The following is an 18,640-nucleotide window of genomic DNA, read 5'->3' as shown; positions in this document are numbered from 1 at the left end:
GACCGCTTGCTCAGCTCCGGACGAAGTCGAGCAGGGCGGCGGTCACCTCCTCGGCGTGGGTCCACAGCAGGCCGTGTGGCGCGCCCTCGATCTCCACGTACCGGGCCGCCGGGACGGCCTCGTGGAAGGGGCGGCCGGTGGCGTCGATCGGCAGGATGTTGTCGGCGGTGCCGTGCAGGATCAGGGTCGGCTTGCCGGAGTCGCGAACCGCGGCGACGTCGGGACGGAAGTCCTCGATCCAGGTCGGCACCACCTTGTAGGCGGCGGCCGGCGCGCTCGCGACCGCGGTGTTCCGGTTGGCGTCGACGACCTCGTGCGAGATCCGGGTGCCGAGGTTCTCACCGAGGTTGTAGAAGTTGTCGTAGAACTGCGTGAACCAGGCGTAGCGGTCGGTGTAGGCGGCGGTGTGGATGCCGTCGAAGACCTCTTTGTCGACCCCGGTCGGGTTGTCGTCGGTCTTGAGCAGGAACGGCTCCAGGGAGGCCAGGAATGCGAACCGGGCCACCCTGTCGTGACCGTGGTTGCGGGTGTAGCGCGCGAGTTCGCCTGTCCCCATGGAGAACCCGACGAGGATGACGTCGCGGAGGTCGAGGGTCGTCAGCACGGTGTCCAGGTCGGCGGCGAAGGTGTCGTAGTCGTATCCGATGCCGGCCTTGCTGGACTGGCCGAAGCCGCGGCGGTCGTAGGTGATGACGCGGTACCCGGCGTCGATCAGTGCCCGGCTCTGCAGTTCCCAGCTGTGTCCGTCGAGGGGATATCCGTGGATCAGGACGACGGCCTGTCCGGTGCCGTGGTCTTCGTAGTACAGCTCGATGTCGGTCGAGTTCTCGGTGCCGACGGTGATGTAGCCCATGATGGTCCTCCTTGTCGGGACCGGCGAGAACGGGCGTTCTCACCGGTGTCCGCTAGAGTAGAGAACGATCGTTCTCAGTGCAAGGGTATCGATCGGTGAGAAGGTATGAGCGTGACTGACAGCGTGCGAGAGCAGGTGGTGGAGGCAGCCGACCGGCTGTTCAACGCCTACGGGGTACGCGGCGTGGGGATGGACCGCGTCCGCGACGAGGCCGGGGTGTCGCTGAAGAAGCTCTACTCGGTGGTCGACTCCAAGGAAGACCTGGTCCTGGCGGTGCTGGCGAACCGCAGCCGGCAGTGGGCTCGGGGTATCGACGCGGCGGCGGCCCGGGTCGACGGGCCGCGCGAGAAGCTGCTCGCGATCTTCGACTTCCTGCTCGACTGGTTCGCCGACGACGAGTTCCGCGGGTGCGCGTTCATCAACGCGTTCGGCGAACTGGGCGGCCAGATGCCGGCCGTCGTCGAGGCCGTCCGGCAGCAGAAGGCCGATTTCCAGCGCTACGTCGCCCGGCTGGCCGATGAGCTGGGGGCTGCACCGAGTCTGGCACCGCAGCTGTCGTTGCTGGCCGAAGGGGCACAGACCACCGCGGCCATCGCCGGCGGCGTGGATGCCGCCCGCGATGCCCGCGCCGCCGCCGAGGTGCTGATCGAGGCCGCACTGCGCTGACCGGGGCCGTACCCCCGATCAGGCCGGTGCCAGATCACGCCGGGGCTCGACCAGACCCGTGCTCGATCAGACCCGTGCTCGATCAGACCTTGGCCTGGGTGTCCTTGCTCTCGGGATCGGTGTCGGCGATCCGCTGCGCCCAGCGGTACAGGCCGACGACGAACAGGATGAACACCGCGAGGCCGAGCCACTTCGCGTAGTCGTCGAAGCTCTCGCCGACCACGTTCAGGGTGTCGTCGCGCCCGCTGATCGCGACGATGCCGGCGAACACCACACCGAAGAGGCTCTCGCCGACGATCAGGCCGGTGGCCATCAGCACGCCGATGCGCTTCTTGTGCTCGACGTTCCCGCCGGACCGCTCGGCCCACTTGTTGTAGCCCACACCGAGGAAGGCGCCGATCGGGATGATCAGGGTGAGCGACATCGGCAGGTACATACCCATACCCACGGCCAGCGGGGGCAGGCGCAGCCGGCTGCTGGTCTTGCCCAGCACCTCGTCGACGATGATCACGCCGACACCGATCAGTGCGCCGATGCCCAGCAGGCCCCAGTCGAGCGACCCGCCCAGCACGCCGGTGGCCAGATCCGACATCAGGCGAGCCTGCGGTGCGGCCAGGGCGTCCTCGCCGGCACCCGGGGCACCGGCGAACCCGAAGGCATTGCTCATCAGTCCGAGGACCGGCGGGATGATCGCGGCACCGAACATCACGCCGATGATCAGGGCGACCTGCTGCTTCCACGGGGTGGCACCGACCAGCTGGCCGGTCTTGAGGTCCTGCAGGTTGTCGTTGGAGATCGTCGCGATACCGAACACGATGGACGCGGTGAACAGTGTGAAGGCGACCAGTGGCAGCGTCTGGTCGTCGTCGGAACTGCCGAACACCAGCTTCACGAGGATCGCCGCGATCAGGACCACCAGGATGCCCACCCCGGAGATGGGGCTGTTGGACGATCCGATCAGGCCGGCCATGTAGCCGCACACGGCGGCGATCAGCAGGCCCGCGATGATGACGAAGACGATCATGGTGATGATCAGTGCGGCCGACGAGTGGGCGATGCTGGTGTCCTGCACGAAGTCCCACAGCATGAAGCCGATCGGGATCATCAGCACCAGCACGGTGCCGCCGACGTAGGTGATCGGGATGTCGCGCTCGGTGATGTCCACGGTGACGCCGGCCTGACGGGAGCGCATCGAGGTCATCGAGTTGCGGATGCCGGTGATGATCGGGCCCATGATCTTGACCAGCGTCCAGATCGCGGCGATCGCGATCGCGCCGGCACCGATCAGGCGCACCTCGCCGGAGAACGCCGACGAGATCACGTCGCCGATGGCGGGGCCGTTCGTGAAGTCGCCCCAGGTGCGGATCGGCAGCAGCACCACGAACGAGATGACCAGGCCGACGAGCATGGCGATACCGACGGTGATGCCGACCAGGTGGCCGATACCGATCAGCGCCAGCGACAGGCTGGCGCCGAACATGCTGCCGCCGGTGCCGATCTTGTACACCGCCGACAACGAGTCACTGACCAGGCGCATCTTGGCGAGCAGGGCGAACAGTGCGGAGGCGACGGTGCCGATCAGGATGGTCCACAGCCCGGCTTTGTTGCTCTGTGCGCCCTCGCTGGTCTCACCGACCTTGAGGACCTCGGCCGCGGCCACCCCCTCGGGATAGGGCAGATCCGATCCGGTGACCAGCGCCCGGCGCAGCGGGATCGAGTACATGACGCCGAGGACACCGCCGACCGCGCAGACCGCGAGGGTGGTCCAGTAGGGGAACCCGACCCACCAGCCGATCATCACCAGGCCGGGGATGACGAAGATGATCGCTGACAACGTGCCCGCCGCCGAGGCGACGGTCTGCACGATGTTGTTCTCCACGATCGAGTGATCGGAGAAGGCGCGCAGCACCGCCATCGAGATCACGGCCGCGGGGATCGCGGTGGCGAAGGTCAGACCGACCTTGAGGCCGATGTAGGCATTGGCCGCGGTGAACACCAGGGTGATCAGGCCACCGAGGACGATCGCACGAATCGTGAGTTCGCGGATACCGGGACCGGCCGGCCGGGCCGGGGCCGAGGTGGATTCGGACATGTCAGTCCTTCGCGTCGACGGTGGGTCGGACAACACCCTATGCCTGTCGGCCGGTGTGCCGGTGACGCATCCGGCAGTGCTGTGCGAGATCGAGATCTGCGCCACTCGTGCGGCGTGCGGCCGTGCGCCCGTACGGTGGTGCAATGGCCCGAACCATCGCCACCACCGACACCGTCGGCCTCCCCGCCCTGCTCGAGTTCGTCCGACCCCGGCACCGAATGTTGTTGGGTACCACCCGCGCCGACGGGCGCGTGCAGTTGTCGCCGGTCAGCGGGGGCGTCGACGACCAGGGGCGCCTGGTGATCGCGACCTATCCGGGTCGCGCCAAGACCGCCAACGCACGCCGGCGTCCCGCGGTCACCGTGTGCATCGTCTCCGACGAGTGGAACGGCCCGTGGGTGCAGATCGACGGCACCGCCGAGGTTCTCGACATGCCGGATGCCGAGGACGGTCTGGTCGACTACTTCCGGTCGATCGCCGGCGAGCACTCCGACTGGGACGAGTACCGGGCGGCGATGCGACTGCAGAACAAGTCGCTGATCCGCGTCACCCCGACCTCGTGGGGCCCGATCGCCACCGGCGGGTTCCCGGCCGGGGTCGCCGCGGATCTCGACGCCCGCGACGCACAGGGCTGACCTCTCCGGGAACCGACGGCCCCGGGTCCGGCGGCCCGGGTCAGGCGGTCGTCTCGGCGATCGCCTGCTCGAGGATCTCCAGACCCAGGCGTAGCTCGTCGTCGGATGCGGTGAGCGGCGGCGCGATCCGGAAGGTGCCGCCGAGTCCGGGCAGTTGCACGACGTTCATGTGCAGACCGAGCTCGTAGCAGCGGCGGGTGATCGCGGCACCGAGTTCGTCGGAGGTGGCGGCGTCGGTGTCGGTGAGTTCGAGCCCCTGCAGCAGGCCGCGGCCACGGATGTCGCCGACGACCCGATGGCGGCGCGCCATGTCGGCCAGTCCGCCGCGCAGGAGGTCACCGGCCTCGGCGGCGCGGACGTCGAGCCGGTCGCGCTGCAGGACGTCGAGGACGGTGTTGCCCACGGCGGCCGGCAGCGGGTCGGAGACGTGGGTGGTGAAGAACAGGAATCCGCGGTCGTGGGCGATCCGTTCGATCTCCGACGACGTGACGGTGGCCGCGAGCGGGAGACCGGCGCCGAGCGTCTTGGACAGGGTGAGGATGTCGGGGACCACGCCGTCGCGCTCGAAGGCGTACCAGGAACCGGTGCGGCACAGGCCCGTCTGTGCCTCGTCGAGGATCAGCAGCATGCCGCGCTCCCGGCATTTGTCGGCCAGTGCGGCGAGGTAGCCGGGCGGGAGGTCGATGACGCCGCCCGAGGACAGGATCGGTTCGACGATGCACGCGGCCAGCGACCCGGTGGACTGGGCGTCGATCAGCGAGAACCCGAAGTCCAGTTGCCGTTGCCAGTCGAGGGTGCCGTCGGGGTGGGTGAAGTCGGGCCGGAAGGCATCCGGGGTGGGCAGTGCGAAGTTCCCCGGCCCGACCGGACCGTATCCGCCGCGACCGGCGCTGTAGGTCGCGGCGGCCGCGGCGGCGGTCATCCCGTGCCACGACCGGGCGAACGACACGATCTCGTGTCGGCCGGTGACGAGTTTCGCCATCCGGATGGCGGCCTCGTTGGATTCCGCGCCGGTGGTCAGCAGGATCACCTTGTCCAGCGGGTCGGGGAGGGTGTCGGTGAGCCGCTCGGCGAGATCGAGGACGGGGGCACTGAGCATCCCGCTGAACAGGTGGTCGAGGGTGGCGATCTGATGGCTCACCGTGGCGACGATCTCCGGGTGCGAGTGCCCCAGGATCGCCGACATCTGACCGGATGTGAAGTCCAGGATGCGCCGGCCGCCGGCGGTGTGGACGAAGCTGCCCTCGGCCCGGCCGATCAGCTCCGGGGAGATGGTGCCGCCGTACCGGATCAGATGACGGGTGAGGTCGGGGGCGGTGACCGGCTGCGGATCGGTGGGGGCCATGCGCACAACGGTACGGCCGAACACCGTTCAGATGCCGAGTGAACCGGCGGTGGTGTTGGACGCCCACGTGCCGATGTCGTTGATCTGGCCGCGCGGGGCGTACAGCCAGATCACCGGGCTCCACCCGGTTCCGCAGCGCACCCGGACCGGATACCGGCCGGGCCGCACGGTGTTGCCGCGGACGGTCAGCGTGCGGGTGGCGGTGTGGCGGGCGAGGACCTTCGATCCCAGGGTCACGGTGCAGTCGGGAGCGGATCGGGGCGCGCTGCCGGGGCTGTAGGTGAGCTGCCAGTCGGTGGTTCCCGACTGGGCCACGGCCAGCGTGGGGATGGCGGCGGCACCTGCCGGACCGGTGCCGGCAACGGCTCCCGTGATGGCCGATGTGACGGCGACGGTGCAGGTCAGGGCGGTGATCACGGCGTTACGACGCATCGGTACTCGACTCCTTCGGAAGGCGGGACAAACAATGTTTCACATTTCATATATGAAGTATGTTAGCGTCGGTCCGACAGTTCGAGATCTGGATCACATGCGTTGTCGGGTGTGGTGCCCACCGCCTCGGCGGTGGGCCTGCCCGCCGACGCGCGCCGCACCGGGGGGTCGTATGGCGTTCGAGTTGCCCGCAGCCAAGGGGCCGCTTCGTGACCTGGCCAACGAGGCCGGACACACACTGGGTTTTGCGCTCCAGTCGATCGGCGCGCTCGTCGTCGCCCTCTGCCGCTTCCGGCTCTCGATCACCGAGACCGTCAACCAGACCGTGTTCATCGGTCGGGTCAGTACCGGTCCCTCACTCCTGCTGATGCTGCCGGTGGGTGTGTTCATCGCGGTGTCGGTCGGTGAACTGGCGGGCCGGATCGGTGCCGGCGGCTACTCGGGAGCGGTGGTCGCCTTCATCATCGTCGGGCAGGCCTCGGCACTCGTGAGCGCCCTGATGATGGCCGGTGTCGCCGGCTCGGCGATCTGTACCGACCTCGGCTCCCGCAAGATCCGCGAGGAGGTCGACGCGATGGAGGTCATGGGACTCAACGTGATCGAGCGTCTCGTGGCCCCTCGAATCGCCGCCGCGATCATCGTCTCCGTGGTGCTGTGCTCGCTGATCACCGTCGTCGGCGTGGGTGCCTGCTACCTCTATCACGTCTACGTACAGCACCTTCCGGCCGGCGCGTTCATGGCCACCTTCAGTCAGTACGGCCGCACCTCCGACTTCGTGATGGCCTTGATCAAGGCGGCGATGTTCGCCCTGCTCTCCACGATCGTGGCCTGCTTCAAGGGATTACACGCTCGTGGTGGACCACGAGGGGTGGCCGACGCGGTGAACGAGGCCGTGGTGGTGGCCTTTGCCCTGGTGTTCATCTTCAACACGGTTCTCTCACAGCTCTATTCGGTGATCGTTCCGGCAGTGGGGGCCTACTGATGGTTGCGCTCGACCTCACCTACCGCGTCCGCGTCCGCTCGCGCCGGCGCATCAACGACTTCGTCAACGGCTTTGTCCGCCTGGGTGAATACGTCACCTTTGTGCTCCGCGCCGTCGCCGCGGTGCCCTACACCCTGGTGCACTACCGCAAACACGTCCTCGCCCAGATCGCCGAGGTGACCTTCGGTAACAAGTCGCTGCTCTCCGGCGGCGGCACCATGGGCATCGTGCTGGCCATGTCGCTGGCCGCGGCGATGATGCTCGGCGTGGAGACCTATCGCGGCCTCCAGCTGGTGGGCATGACCAACCTGTCGGGCATGCTCTCGGCCATCGCCAACACCCGCGAACTGGCGCCGGTGGTGGTGGCGATCGCCCTGGCCGCCAAGGTCGGTACCGGGTTCACCGCCCAGATCGGGGCCATGCGGATCTCCGACGAGATCGCCGCCCTCGACGTGATGGCCATCCGCTCCATCCCGTTCCTCGCCACCACCCGGATGATCGCCGCGATGGTCTGCATCCTGCCGATCTACATGATCGGCCTGCTGTCGAGCTACATCGCCACCCGCCTGGTGGTGGTCTGGTACAACGGCGAGTCGTCGGGCACCTACGACTACTTCTTCCACCTCGCGCTCACCCCGGCCGACCTGGTGTACTCCGCGACCAAGGCGGTGGTCTTCGCGGCCATCGTCACCCTCGTGCACTGCTCCTACGGGTACTTCGCCAGTGGCGGCCCCGAAGGGGTGGGGCAGGCGGCCGGCCGGGCCCTGCGCACCTCGATCCTCGCGATCGGCATCTTCGACGTGATCTTCACCTTCGGACTGTGGGGCCTGGTCCCGCAGGTCCCGGGAATGGGGATCTGAGATGTCGACGATGCTGCCGGGGAATCCGGTGTCGAAGTTCGGGTACATCGTCCGGGCCGCCGGCGCGCTGATCGTGATCGCCGTGTTCGCGGTGTGGATGGTGGGCCGCAGTACGGGGCTGACCAGCAACGATCCGGTGATCCATGCCGAGGTCCCGGTGGCGGCCGGACTGATCTCACCCGGAGCCCCGGTGCGCTACCACGGGGTCAAGGTGGGGCAGATCTCGTCCGTCGACGCCGGCCGGGATTCCTCCGAGGTCGGGATGACCATCGAGAAGTCGGTGATCGGATCGATCCCGGCCGGGGTGATCATGCGCGTACTGCCGCGAACGTTCTTCGGCGACATCTACGTCCAGCTCGTCCCCATTCCGGGACGTGAGCAGGGGTCGGCGCTCTCCGACGGTGACGCGGTCGCGGTGGACTCCGGACCCGACGCGGTCAACCTGTACGACATCTTCAGCAAGATGTCGGATCTGATCGCCGAGGTGGAGCCGGAGAAGATGACCGTCGCGCTCGCCGCGGTGAACAAGGCGATCGGCGGGCGGGGGCGCGACCTCGGCGTGATGATCGACCAGTGGGCCGCGTCGTCGCGCCAGCTCGAGGACTCGGTGAACCAGTTCATCGACGCCACACCACGATTCCGCCGCGTGATGGAGTCGCTGGAGCGAGCCACCCCGGCGATCACCGAGACCCTCGCCTCGGTCACCGACATCTCCCGCGGCATCGTCGACCATCAGCAGAACCTGGCCTCGTTCTTCGCCGCGGCGTCCGGATACCTCGACACCGCAGCACCTTTCGTCGCAGCACAGAAGCAGAACCTGATCCGGGTCATCGACTCCACCGGCACGATCCTGTCCACCGTGGCCGACAACCCGGCCGGGATCTCGACGACGCTGCGTGAGGCCGACGCCTTCGCCGTGGCCGGCGCCCAGGTCTTCTCGACCGGGAAGTTCGACATCACCGCGGTCCCGACCTTCGCCCAGCCGATGCCCTACACGGCGGCCGACTGCCCGACCTATGGGCCGATGCGTGGCAGCCAGTGCTTCGGAACCGGCTCCGAACGCGGCGTGGGACCGGTCCGGGCCCCGGGCACGGGCAACGGCACCGTACTGAACCCGCCGCGACGCACCCCGCAATCACCCACACCGACACCACAAGCCGGCGTTGCGCCGTCGGCGTTCGGCGGAGAGGTGTCGATCGACGGCACCGGTGAGCGCGAGGCGCTGCGCGGCCTCGAGGGGATGGTCACCCGGAACAGCACGACCATCGAATCGACCGACGGACAGCCGAATCCGGCCACCGTCATGATGCTCGGACCGATGGTCCGAGGGGCCCAGGTGAGCGCATCGTGACCACACTGTCTCCGATGACCGTCCTCAAGGCGGCGTCGTTCGTGATCATCGGCCTGATTGCCGCGGTCCTGGTGGTCAACACCCTGCGCGTGCCGGTCGCCGGGGCCACCGACACCTACGTCATCGACTTCACCGACGCCGAAGGGCTCGTCGCCGGCAATCCGGTCAAGATGTCCGGGGTGCGGATCGGCCGTGTCGACGGCATCCGACTCGTCCACGGCGACAACGGAACCGCAAAGGCATCGGTGACCGTCGAGATCGAGAAGGGGCAGGTCGTCCCGGAACGGGTGCAGGCCGCCGTCCGCTACGGCGACATGCTCGGGGCACGCTACATCGCGCTGAGCCCCAGCACCGACACCCGGATACCGGCCCGCAGCGGCAACGAGATCCCTTTGGCCGCAACCACTCCACCGATCGATCTGACCGCACTGATGAACGGCTTCCAGCCCTTGTTCGACGCCCTCGAACCGAACCAGGTCAACGACCTCGCCCGGGGATTCGTCGACACCTTCGAGGGCCGACAGGGGTCGGTGCACCTGCTGCTGACACAGATCGCGTCGATGGGTGAGAACCTCTCGGCCAACGGGGCGATCTTCGCCCGGCTCGTGACCAACCTCAACGTGCTGATGGAGACCGCCGAGCGGCGCAGCCCGCAGATGACCGAACTGTTCACCGGCCTCAACCAGCTGACCTCGGCGATCGTCGGCGACGACGGGCAACTCGGTGCCCTCCTCGACAGCGGCGACCGCGCACTCTCGTCGCTGGCGCAGATGATGACCGCCGCCGACGGCCGGTTCGCGTCCACCCTCACCGGGCTGCGCGATGTCACCGGCAGCTGGATTCCGCAGACCGCACAGTTCGAGAAGTTCCTCGACCAGTTCCCGGTGATGGCGGGCAAGATCAACGACTCCGGCCGTTACGGCGGCTTCATGATGCTCTACCTGTGCAACTTCACGCTGAAGGCATTCGACTTGGAGGCAAATATCTTCGGGCCCACCCACTCCCCGGTGTGCAGGTGATCGGCGATGTTCCTGGTTCGTCTGATCGACGTCTTCGTCGGCATCCTCGAGTTCGTCTTCAAATCCGACAAGCGCTCGCAGGGTGCCTCCCCGGCGGTCCTGGGCACCGCGGGCATCATCACGCTGCTGGTGCTGATGCTCGTCGCACTCGGTGTCCCGCAGCTCACCTACCACGCCAAGACCTCGCCCTACACCGCCGAACTGGCCAATGCCTCCGGGCTGACCACCGCCGATCCCGTTCTGGTTGCGGGTGTTCCGGCCGGCCGGATCGAATCGATCGACCTCGCCGGTGACCGGGTGCGCGTCGGATTCCGGCTCGACAACCACCAGCCGCTGGGCAACCGGACCCGCGCCGGGGTCCGCCTGCGGACCGTACTGGGCAAGCGCTACCTCGACATCACCCCGGGCGGGCAGGGGCAGGTGGGGCCCGACGACACGATCCCGTTGGCGCGCACGGACACCCCGTACAGCCTCGACGACATCTCCGCCGCCTCGGTGCACTCGGCCGGCGAGATCGACCCGGAGCTGCTGCGCACCATGATGTCCACGATGAACTCGATCCTGCCGGACTCGGCCACCATCAACGACTCGATGCGGGGTGCGGCCGGCGCCGCAGCGGTGATCACCGGCACCGGCTCGCAGCTCGACCAGCTGCTGGCGCTGTCGAAGCGACTGGCGACGGTGACCGCGGCACAGACCGATTCGATCACCGACGCCATGGTCGGTGCCCAGGCCATCGTGGCGACCCTGGTGGTGCGCAAGGTGGTACTCACCCGGCTGGCCGACAATCTGCGACTGGTGCTCGGCCAGATGGCCGCCACCTTCCCGCAGGTCCCGATGGCACAGCTGACCACCAACATCGTCTCGGTCACCACGACGCTGAAGGACAACGTGGACAACATCGACGCGATCCTGCATCAGCTGCCACCGGCACTGCGCACGATCACCGACACCACCGGCAACGGCAACTGGGCCGACGTGGCCTCGCCGTCGGCGGTGATCCCCGACAACATGCTCTGCGTGCTCGGCGTGATGCGGGGGTGCAGCTGATGGCATTCCGTCAGGTCCGTGAGGTCCGCCATCGAAAGCACTATGGCGGAAAGATATTCACCGCACTGTTGTTGGTCGGCGCACTCGTCGCCGGGGCCTGGTATGTCTTCGGCCGGACCCCCGACACCAAGACCGTCCACGCCGACTTCGCCTTCGTCAACGGTCTCTACACCGGTTCCAAGGTCACCGTGCTCGGCGTGCCGGTGGGCAAGATCGACGACGTCGAACCGCGCGGCGACCACGTCCGGGTGACCATGACCATCCCCGGTGACGTGCGGCTACCCGCAGCTGTGCAGGCCTACGTACTCAACCCGTCGGTGATCAGCGACCGGCACCTCGAACTGGGTCCGGCCTACACCACGGGCCCTGAACTCGGCGACGGCGCAACGATTCCGCAGGATCGCACCCACTCGCCGATCAGCTTCGACCAGCTGATGGAGAGCCTCGGGGTGCTCACCAAGATCATGGGACCGTCCGACGGTCCGCAGAAGGACGACCTCGGCTCCCTGCTGTCCCGCACCGCACGGTCCTGGGACGGTGGCGGAACCGAATTCAACACGGCGGTCGGACAACTCGCATCGGCGTCGGGAATCATCGGTGCGCGCGGGGAGGACATCCAGGACCTCATCGACAGCCTCAACCAGCTGATGCAGACCTTTCACGCCAAGCAGGTCTCCCTGGACGGGTTGATCGACTCGATGGGGGTGCTGAGCAACCAGTGGGCCACCGCCGATCAGGACATCACCACTCCCATCGCCGATCTCAAGACGGTGTTCGACGAGGTCAATGCGTTCGTCATGCAGCACGGTGACGACGTCGGAGTGGTCGCGGAGAACCTGCAGGTACTCGGCGAGACCCTCGCGGCCAACAAGTCCGGGCTCGCCGAGTTCATGGACCTCGCGCCGTTGATGATGCAGAACCTGTCGAGCACCATCGGCCCCGACCGTCGCGGCCGGATCCGGCTCAACGTGTCCACCACGCTGACACAGTTCACGACGCTGAAGCCGCTGTGTGATCGGTTCCCGATGCCGATCTGTATCGGAGCCGGCCTGACCAACCCGATCTCGTTCCCGATCTCCGCCTCCGACCCGCTGGGCATCGTGTCCGCGGTGACCGGTGGCGCACTGCCCCCGAAGGGAGGCAACTGATGTCGCGGACACGATGGGCCACCGGACTGCTGGCGCTGGCCGCGTCGGTCGCGAGTGTGTCCGGATGTGCGGTGGGACTGCAGGACATCCCGCTTGCCGGCGCACGTGGGACCTTCGAGGTGACCGCCGAGCTGACCACGGCCGACGGCGTGGTGGACGGCTCGGACGTGCGCAACGGGCAGCAGGTGGTGGGGCGCGTCACCGACATCGGACTCGAGGGGAATGACGCCCGCCTGACCCTCGCACTCGACGACGGCACCGAACTCCCGGCGAATGTCCTTGCCACCGTCGAGATCCCGTCGGCGCTGGGTACTCCGTTCATCCGGCTGACCGCCCCGGAACATCCCGAGGGCCGCCTGGCCGACGGCGATCACATCGAGTTGTCGGAGACCAGCGTCGGACCGCAGGTGGAGGGCACCCTCGCCGCGCTCGGGAACATCCTGCAGGGCAGCGGGATGAGTCAGATGCAGTCGGTGATGGCCAGTCTCGGTGAGGCCTTCGAGAACCGCTCCGACGAGGTGGGCACCCTGATCGACACGCTCAACCGGCTGTTGTCGCGATCATCGCACTACACCGCCGATTTCAATGCCGCGATGTCGGCGGCCGCAGATGTCACCGACGTCCTGGCGGGCCAGCGCAACCTGGTGGACCAGTTCCTCGCGCAGACGCCCGCCGCGGTGACCGTCCTGGCGAAGCAGCGTCAACAGCTGGTGCGGCTGATGGATCAGACCACATCGCTGGCCCGCAGCGCCGACGCCATCGTCACCGGCCGTCAGCCGCAACTGAACTCACTGGTCACCGACGCGAACACCCTGGTGGACTCGTTGGCGTCGTTCAACTCCGGGGTCGGCGAGACCCTCGGCCACATGAACTCCTTCATGACGAACTTCAACCGGTCGATCCGGGGCGACTACCTGGTGTTCGACGGCGCACTCGACATCCCCGGCGGCATCGACAAGATCCTCACCGGGGGCATCCTGCTCGCCGGACAGCCGTTGCCGACACCGAAGGACCTCCGGGATGCGCTGACCGGCGGACTGGCCTCGGCCGCCGGGCAGGGCGCACCCGCTGCCGGTACCCGACGGGGAGGTCGCTGACATGGCCCGCACCGCCACCGGCAAGAAGCGGTTCACCCTGCCCACCGGTTCCGTCCAGTTCGCCATCTTCCTGCTCATCGCGGCCATCGTGATCCCCTACGGGATCAACTTCGTCGCGGGCCCAGAGGGATTCGGCTCCAAGATCACCTTGCACGCGCGGATGGACGACGCCTTCGGGCTCTCCAGCGGAACCGGCGTGACGCTGCGCGGGGTCGACATCGGCACCGTCAGCGACGTGACCCTGGCCGCCGACGGCCGGGGTGCGGAGATCGAGTTGGTGGTGCGGGGTGACACCCGCATCCCGCACGACGCCTACATGCAGGTCAGCATGGCCACGATGGCCGGCATCCAGTCCGTCGACATCGTCCCGGCGAACGACGATGCCCCCTATCTGACCGACGGTGACTCCATCGCCGCGCCCGCCGACAGGCAACCGATGCAGATGGACAAGATCATCGTGCAGGCCGCGAAGATCGTCGGCAGCATCGGCCCGGGCAACATCGCCACCGTCGGCAACGAGCTGTACAAGGCGTTCGGCGACGACCAGGAATCGTTGAGCACCTTGATCTCCAACGGACTGGCACTCTCGGATCTGGTGAGCCGCAATGCCCCGATCCTGCAGGGACTGATGGGCGACTGGCTCGACGTCCTGGGTGCGATGAGCGACAACACCGTGTCGTTCGAGAAGGGGATGCGATCGGTCGCCACGTTCACCGATCAGCTCGACGCCAACCAGCCGGTGTTCGTCTATCTGCTCGACCGGTCACCGCGGGCACTCGACCACGCCCAGCAGGTCTTCGACAAATACCGCGGCACCTTCGGTGGCGTGCTGGCCAACCTGGTTGCCGTGGAACCCGTCATCAGCGACCGGTCGGCATCGCTGGCCACGGGCCTGCAGACCATCCCGCAAGGGCTGAAGGATCTGCGGTCGATCGTCAAGAACGGCCGCGCCGACTTCGCGCTGATCGGAACCCAGGGTCCGGTCTGCATGTTCTACGACGAACCGCGAAGGGCCATCGGGGATCTCACCCCGAGCGATCCCAATCTGACCCGATACTGCCCGCCGGGCAACGGGTACGGGCAGCGCGGGGCGGTCAATGCGCCGCGGCCCGACGACCTGGGCACCCAGAACTGGACCTCCCCCGGCGGGGTGTCGGGTCCACCCGCGGTCACCGACCCGCTACTGATCCCCAACGGCGCCGAACTCCTCGAGTGGTGGCGAGAGCTACTGGAAAGGGCACAATCCCATGGCAACTGACCTCACCGACACCGCCGATATCACCGACATCGCTGATATCGCCGACACCGGTATCGACACGGCCGATGCCGACACCAGCGGTGTCGACACCAGCGATGCCGACACCGCGGATGTCACCGATACCAGCGAGGAGTCGTCGGCCGCGTCGTCGACCGTCGTGCGCACCAAGCCCCGTCGACCGTCGACGACGTGGGTGATCGCGATCCTCGCGGTGCTGCTCGTCGCCGCGGTCGGCGCGGCCGGATACTTCGGTGTGCAGTCCCGCACCGACGCCGATTCCGGGGCGGTGAGCGCCGAGATGCGTACGCAGGCGGTCGACACCGCCCGCGACTACGCGATCAAGCTGTCCAGCTTCGACTACCGCGACCTGAACAAGAACAAGGACGCGATCGCGGCGATGTCGACGGAGAACTTCGCCGCCAAGTACAGCGAGATGGTCGGCGCCCTCACCGAGATCGTCACCAACGGCAAGGGCGAGGCCACCGCCACCGTCCCGCACGCCGCGATCGAACAGATCGACCCCACCAAGGCCACCGTGCTGCTGTTCGTCGACCAGGAGGCCCGCAACGTGGTGGCCCCCGACGGCAAGAAGCAGCCCTACCGGATGCTGGTGACCCTGCAGCGCTCCGGTGACCACTGGCTCGTCGACAACGTCGAGACCATCTGATCCACAGCACAATCCATCATCCCGACTCGAGAAGGTGCAGTCATGGCCGCCGGCTACCTCCCCCCGCTGGACACGACGAAGGCCGAATTGACCACGGCCCAGACGAGAATCAAGATCACCACCCGCAAACGCCGGGTGACGAGCCTGCGGAAGCCGGCGCGAGTCCAGGAGGCGCTGGACTTCTGGTCGTTCGCCGGGGCCGCGGCCAACGTCGTCATGCAACTCGGCTGGCCCGAGGTGGCCTACGGCGTGATGGAGTCCAAGGTGGAGTCCGGCTCGCTGATGCATCACCCGTGGAAGCGTGCCCGCACCACCACCCAGTATCTGGCGGTGGCGATCCTCGGCACCGAGGAGGAACGCACCGCGTTCCGGGAGGCGGTGAACTCCGCACACCGGCACGTCCGCTCCGACGAGCGCAGCCCGGTCAAGTACAACGCCTTCAACCGGGAACTGCAGATGTGGGTCGCCGCATGCCTGTTCATCGGCATCGAGGACTCTCATCAGCTGCTGCACGGGGTGATGGACGAGGAAGAGGCCGAGGAGTTCTACCAGTCGTCCAAGACACTCGGCACCACCCTGCAGGTCCCCGACGACATGTGGCCGCGCAGCCGCAAGGAGTTCGACCACTACTGGAATGTGGCGAGCCAGCGGATCGTCATCGACGACACCACCTGCGAGTTCCTCAACGACCTGGTGGACCTGAAGATGATCAACCCGCTGATCCGGCTGCCGTTCGTGAACCTGCTCCGATTCCTCACCATCGGATTCCTGCCACCGCTGTTCCGCGATCAGCTCGGGCTCGAGTGGACCACCGACGACCGGCGTCGATTCGAGCATCTGTTCACCTTCGTCTCGATCGTCAACAAGTTCCTGCCCAAGTCGATCCGCTTCGGTGGCAGCCGCTGGCTGATGCGGGATCTGCGGCATCGGATCAAGCACGACAGGCCGATGATTTGAGTGCTCCGCATCGGGGCCTGGTGGGTCTGGCCATCGAAGATCGCATCCGGCGGTATGAGAAGGCCGTTCGCGCCGTACGGTTGACATATCGTGCGTGCCCGCCGGCACTCCGGACCGGTCGTGGGACCAGATGCCGGAGACAGGCGGTCGGACGGTTACGTCAAGTCGGTCGGGGATGAAGAGAGGAGAACCGACGATGGCTGCTGTGCGACTCGGTCGCCGACAGCTCACCGACGAGGTGGCCGATCATTTGCGTACCCGCATCATGACCGGCGACATCCGGCCCGGCGAGTTCATCCGGCTCGACGAGACGGCGTCGGCGCTCGGCTGCAGTGTGACCCCGGTCCGGGAAGCATTGGTGACGCTGCGGGGCGAGGGCCTGGTGCGATCGTCGCCGCACCGCGGGTTCATCGTGGAGAGCCTCGAGCGTGGTGACATCGTCGACATCTTCTGGATGCAGGCGGAGTTGTCGTCACGGCTGGCGGTGCACGCCACCGCCGACCCGGACCTGCCGCGGGCACTGACCGAACTCGCCGAGATCGTCGACGAACTCGATACGGCGGTCGACGCCGGGATTCCCGAGCGGGTCCTCGACCGTGAGTTCGCGTTCCACCGTCGGGTCAACCTGATGGGCCACAGCAAGAAGCTCGCGTGGTTCCTCTTCTCGGCCAACAAGTACTCGCCGCATCAGCTGTATGCGCAGGACCCGGAGTGGGGCCGTCAGGCCGTGGCGAGTCACCGTCGGCTGATCGGATTCCTGCGTGACGGTGACGCCGAGGCGATTCGCGGGGAGATCCAGGCACGGTTCGCCGATGCGCGGGATCGCCTGATCCGGAGTCTCGATGACATCGGTTTCTGGGATGAGCCCGACTCCGACGCCCAGCGCGTCCATGCGTCCTAGTGGTAGGGATTCCTGGGCGCCACCGCTTCCTGACCGTCGAGTAAGATCCAGTCGCATGTCGAACTCCCCGGCCACCACGACGGCTGCCGCCGGTTCGCGCCTCGACGGCGCGCGGATGGTGCTGCGACTGCTCGGCGGGCATCAGGTGCAGCCCGACGTCGAGACACCGCACACGGTGCTGCACACCGGCGAGCACCGTATGTTGCGCCGTTACGGCGACCTCGAGGACCGGCGTGCCGCCCGCGCGGCGGGCCGGCCCCCGGTCCTGCTCGTGCCGCCGCTGGCGGTGCCCGCCCGCTGCTACGACCTCGGTCCCGGTCAGTCGGTGGTGGCCGAACTGCTCGCCGCCGGCCGGGTGCCCTACGTCGTCGACTTCGGTGACGTCGACCGGTCCGACCGGCATCTGGGGTTCGCCGACTACTTCGACGACATCGTGCCCGAGGCCGTCGGACGGGTGCTCGCCGATCATGCCGGTGCCGACCGTGACGGTTCCGGTTCGGTCGATGTGGTCGCGTGGAGCCTCGGCGGCACCGTCGCGCTGCTGACCGCGGCCGCACATCCCGATCTGCCCATCCGGTCGATCACCGCGATCGGCACCCCGCTGGACTACGATGCCGTCCAGCCGTATCCACTGGTCAAGAAGCTCATGGCACCGACCGGAGGCAAACTCGTCACGGGCGCATTGCATGTGCTGGCGGGTATTCCGGCGCCGCTGGTGCGCATCGCCTATCGCGGTACCGCCTGGCAGCGGGAGCTCAAGAAGCCGGCGTATATCGCACGTAACGCCGGCGACGTCGAGGCGCTCGGGCGGATGCAGGTGATCGACCGCTTCCAGAACTCGATGCCCGGCTATCCCGGCAAGGTGTCGTTGCAGATGTGGGAGAACTTCGTCTACCGCGGTGAACTGGCCACCGGGGTGGTGGATTTCGACGGTCGGTGCGTGGATCTGACATCGATCGCGCTACCGGTGCAACTGTTCGGCAGCCATCGCGATGCGATCACCAGTTGGGCCGCCGCCCGGCACGGCGTCGACATCCTGGCCGACGCCGAGGTGCACTTCACCACCGTCGAGACCAGCCACCTCGGGCTGATCGCCGGTGACGTAGCGAGCGCCGAGACCTGGCCGCGGGTGGAGACATTCCTGGGAGACCTCGACGCACGGTGACGACGTTCGAGGCACCTGCCGACGTCGCCTTTGGGGCTCGGTCCCGGCTCGATCATCCATGGTGGAGCGTGGGTTGTCTTTTGTCTCACGGGGTTTCGACTCGGTCCCGGATCAATGAGCAACTAGCGTTGATGGTTGAGCCGATGGGGAGCGCAGCGACGA

18 protein-coding genes are annotated in these 18,640 nt (G+C 67.4%); 14 read left to right on the top strand and 4 right to left on the bottom strand.

Features of this window, described 5'->3' with window-relative positions; genetic code table 11:
- Nucleotides 1–10 precede the first annotated feature (10 nt).
- On the bottom strand, nucleotides 11–853 hold the full coding sequence (locus GD1_RS04190; protein ID WP_059035869.1) for an alpha/beta fold hydrolase: 843 nt from the start codon (nucleotides 851–853) through the stop codon (nucleotides 11–13).
- A gap of 105 nt (nucleotides 854–958) precedes the next feature.
- Here GD1_RS04190 and GD1_RS04185 point away from each other — a divergent pair, with 105 nt between their 5' ends.
- On the top strand, nucleotides 959–1,519 hold the full coding sequence (locus tag GD1_RS04185; protein WP_059035867.1) for a TetR/AcrR family transcriptional regulator: 561 nt from the start codon (nucleotides 959–961) through the stop codon (nucleotides 1,517–1,519).
- Nucleotides 1,520–1,601: 82 nt separating this feature from the next.
- Here GD1_RS04185 and GD1_RS04180 read toward each other — a convergent pair whose 3' ends face one another.
- A complete protein-coding gene (locus tag GD1_RS04180; protein WP_059035865.1) occupies nucleotides 1,602–3,611 on the bottom strand; it encodes an OPT family oligopeptide transporter in 2,010 nt (669 codons plus the stop codon).
- Between the two features lie 143 nt (nucleotides 3,612–3,754).
- On the opposite strand from GD1_RS04180, the gene GD1_RS04175 reads away from it, so the two are divergent.
- Nucleotides 3,755–4,246, top strand: a complete 492-nt coding sequence (locus GD1_RS04175; RefSeq protein ID WP_059035863.1) for a PPOX class F420-dependent oxidoreductase — start codon at nucleotides 3,755–3,757, stop codon at nucleotides 4,244–4,246.
- 40 nt (nucleotides 4,247–4,286) lie between these two features.
- Here the strand turns inward: GD1_RS04175 and GD1_RS04170 are convergent, their stop codons facing one another.
- The gene (locus GD1_RS04170) at nucleotides 4,287–5,591 is read right to left on the bottom strand and encodes an aspartate aminotransferase family protein (RefSeq protein ID WP_059035861.1); all 1,305 of its coding nucleotides are present in this window, start codon (nucleotides 5,589–5,591) and stop codon (nucleotides 4,287–4,289) included.
- Between the two features lie 27 nt (nucleotides 5,592–5,618).
- Nucleotides 5,619–6,023 (bottom strand): hypothetical protein, encoded by a 405-nt coding sequence (locus GD1_RS04165; RefSeq protein ID WP_059035859.1) that lies wholly within the window; start codon nucleotides 6,021–6,023, stop codon nucleotides 5,619–5,621.
- 172 nt (nucleotides 6,024–6,195) lie between these two features.
- Between GD1_RS04165 and GD1_RS04160 the strand changes: the two genes are divergently transcribed.
- The 12 genes from GD1_RS04160 (at nucleotide 6,196) to GD1_RS04105 (ending at nucleotide 18,478) form a co-directional block, all read left to right on the top strand.
- Entirely contained in the window at nucleotides 6,196–7,005 is an 810-nt protein-coding gene (locus GD1_RS04160; protein ID WP_020789640.1) for an MlaE family ABC transporter permease, read from the top strand.
- On the top strand, nucleotides 7,005–7,865 hold the full coding sequence (locus tag GD1_RS04155; protein WP_059035857.1) for an MlaE family ABC transporter permease: 861 nt from the start codon (nucleotides 7,005–7,007) through the stop codon (nucleotides 7,863–7,865). The genes GD1_RS04160 and GD1_RS04155 overlap by 1 nt, the downstream gene beginning before the upstream one ends.
- A gap of 1 nt (nucleotide 7,866) precedes the next feature.
- Nucleotides 7,867–9,216, top strand: coding sequence for an MCE family protein (locus GD1_RS04150; RefSeq protein ID WP_059035855.1), 1,350 nt, complete (start codon nucleotides 7,867–7,869; stop codon nucleotides 9,214–9,216).
- Complete coding sequence (locus tag GD1_RS04145) at nucleotides 9,213–10,235, top strand: MlaD family protein (protein WP_020789638.1); 1,023 nt, start codon at nucleotides 9,213–9,215, stop codon at nucleotides 10,233–10,235. The genes GD1_RS04150 and GD1_RS04145 overlap by 4 nt, the downstream gene beginning before the upstream one ends.
- A 6-nt stretch (nucleotides 10,236–10,241) precedes the next feature.
- The gene (locus GD1_RS04140) at nucleotides 10,242–11,285 is read left to right on the top strand and encodes an MlaD family protein (RefSeq protein WP_059035853.1); all 1,044 of its coding nucleotides are present in this window, start codon (nucleotides 10,242–10,244) and stop codon (nucleotides 11,283–11,285) included.
- A complete protein-coding gene (locus GD1_RS04135; RefSeq protein WP_174519006.1) occupies nucleotides 11,285–12,433 on the top strand; it encodes an MCE family protein in 1,149 nt (382 codons plus the stop codon). The genes GD1_RS04140 and GD1_RS04135 overlap by 1 nt, the downstream gene beginning before the upstream one ends.
- The gene (locus GD1_RS04130; protein WP_059035851.1) at nucleotides 12,433–13,530 is read left to right on the top strand and encodes an MCE family protein; all 1,098 of its coding nucleotides are present in this window, start codon (nucleotides 12,433–12,435) and stop codon (nucleotides 13,528–13,530) included. Before GD1_RS04135 ends, GD1_RS04130 begins: the two co-directional genes overlap by 1 nt.
- Before the next feature lies 1 nt (nucleotide 13,531).
- Nucleotides 13,532–14,788, top strand: a complete 1,257-nt coding sequence (locus GD1_RS04125) for an MlaD family protein (RefSeq protein WP_059035849.1) — start codon at nucleotides 13,532–13,534, stop codon at nucleotides 14,786–14,788.
- A complete protein-coding gene (locus GD1_RS04120; protein WP_083533847.1) occupies nucleotides 14,778–15,455 on the top strand; it encodes an Rv1363c family protein in 678 nt (225 codons plus the stop codon). Before GD1_RS04125 ends, GD1_RS04120 begins: the two co-directional genes overlap by 11 nt.
- Nucleotides 15,456–15,497: 42 nt before the next feature.
- Nucleotides 15,498–16,412 (top strand): oxygenase MpaB family protein, encoded by a 915-nt coding sequence (locus GD1_RS04115; protein ID WP_059035847.1) that lies wholly within the window; start codon nucleotides 15,498–15,500, stop codon nucleotides 16,410–16,412.
- 196 nt (nucleotides 16,413–16,608) lie between these two features.
- Complete coding sequence (locus GD1_RS04110; RefSeq protein ID WP_053778400.1) at nucleotides 16,609–17,313, top strand: GntR family transcriptional regulator; 705 nt, start codon at nucleotides 16,609–16,611, stop codon at nucleotides 17,311–17,313.
- A 55-nt stretch (nucleotides 17,314–17,368) separates the two neighbouring features.
- Nucleotides 17,369–18,478 (top strand): polyhydroxyalkanoate synthase family protein, encoded by a 1,110-nt coding sequence (locus tag GD1_RS04105; protein WP_059035845.1) that lies wholly within the window; start codon nucleotides 17,369–17,371, stop codon nucleotides 18,476–18,478.
- Nucleotides 18,479–18,640 lie beyond the last annotated feature (162 nt).

Origin of the sequence: Gordonia desulfuricans NBRC 100010, assembly GCF_001485495.1 — a bacterium.
Classification (GTDB): domain Bacteria; phylum Actinomycetota; class Actinomycetes; order Mycobacteriales; family Mycobacteriaceae; genus Gordonia; species Gordonia desulfuricans.
The sequence above is the reverse complement of the archived record's forward strand: the minus strand, read 5'-3'. Positions and strand labels throughout refer to the sequence as shown.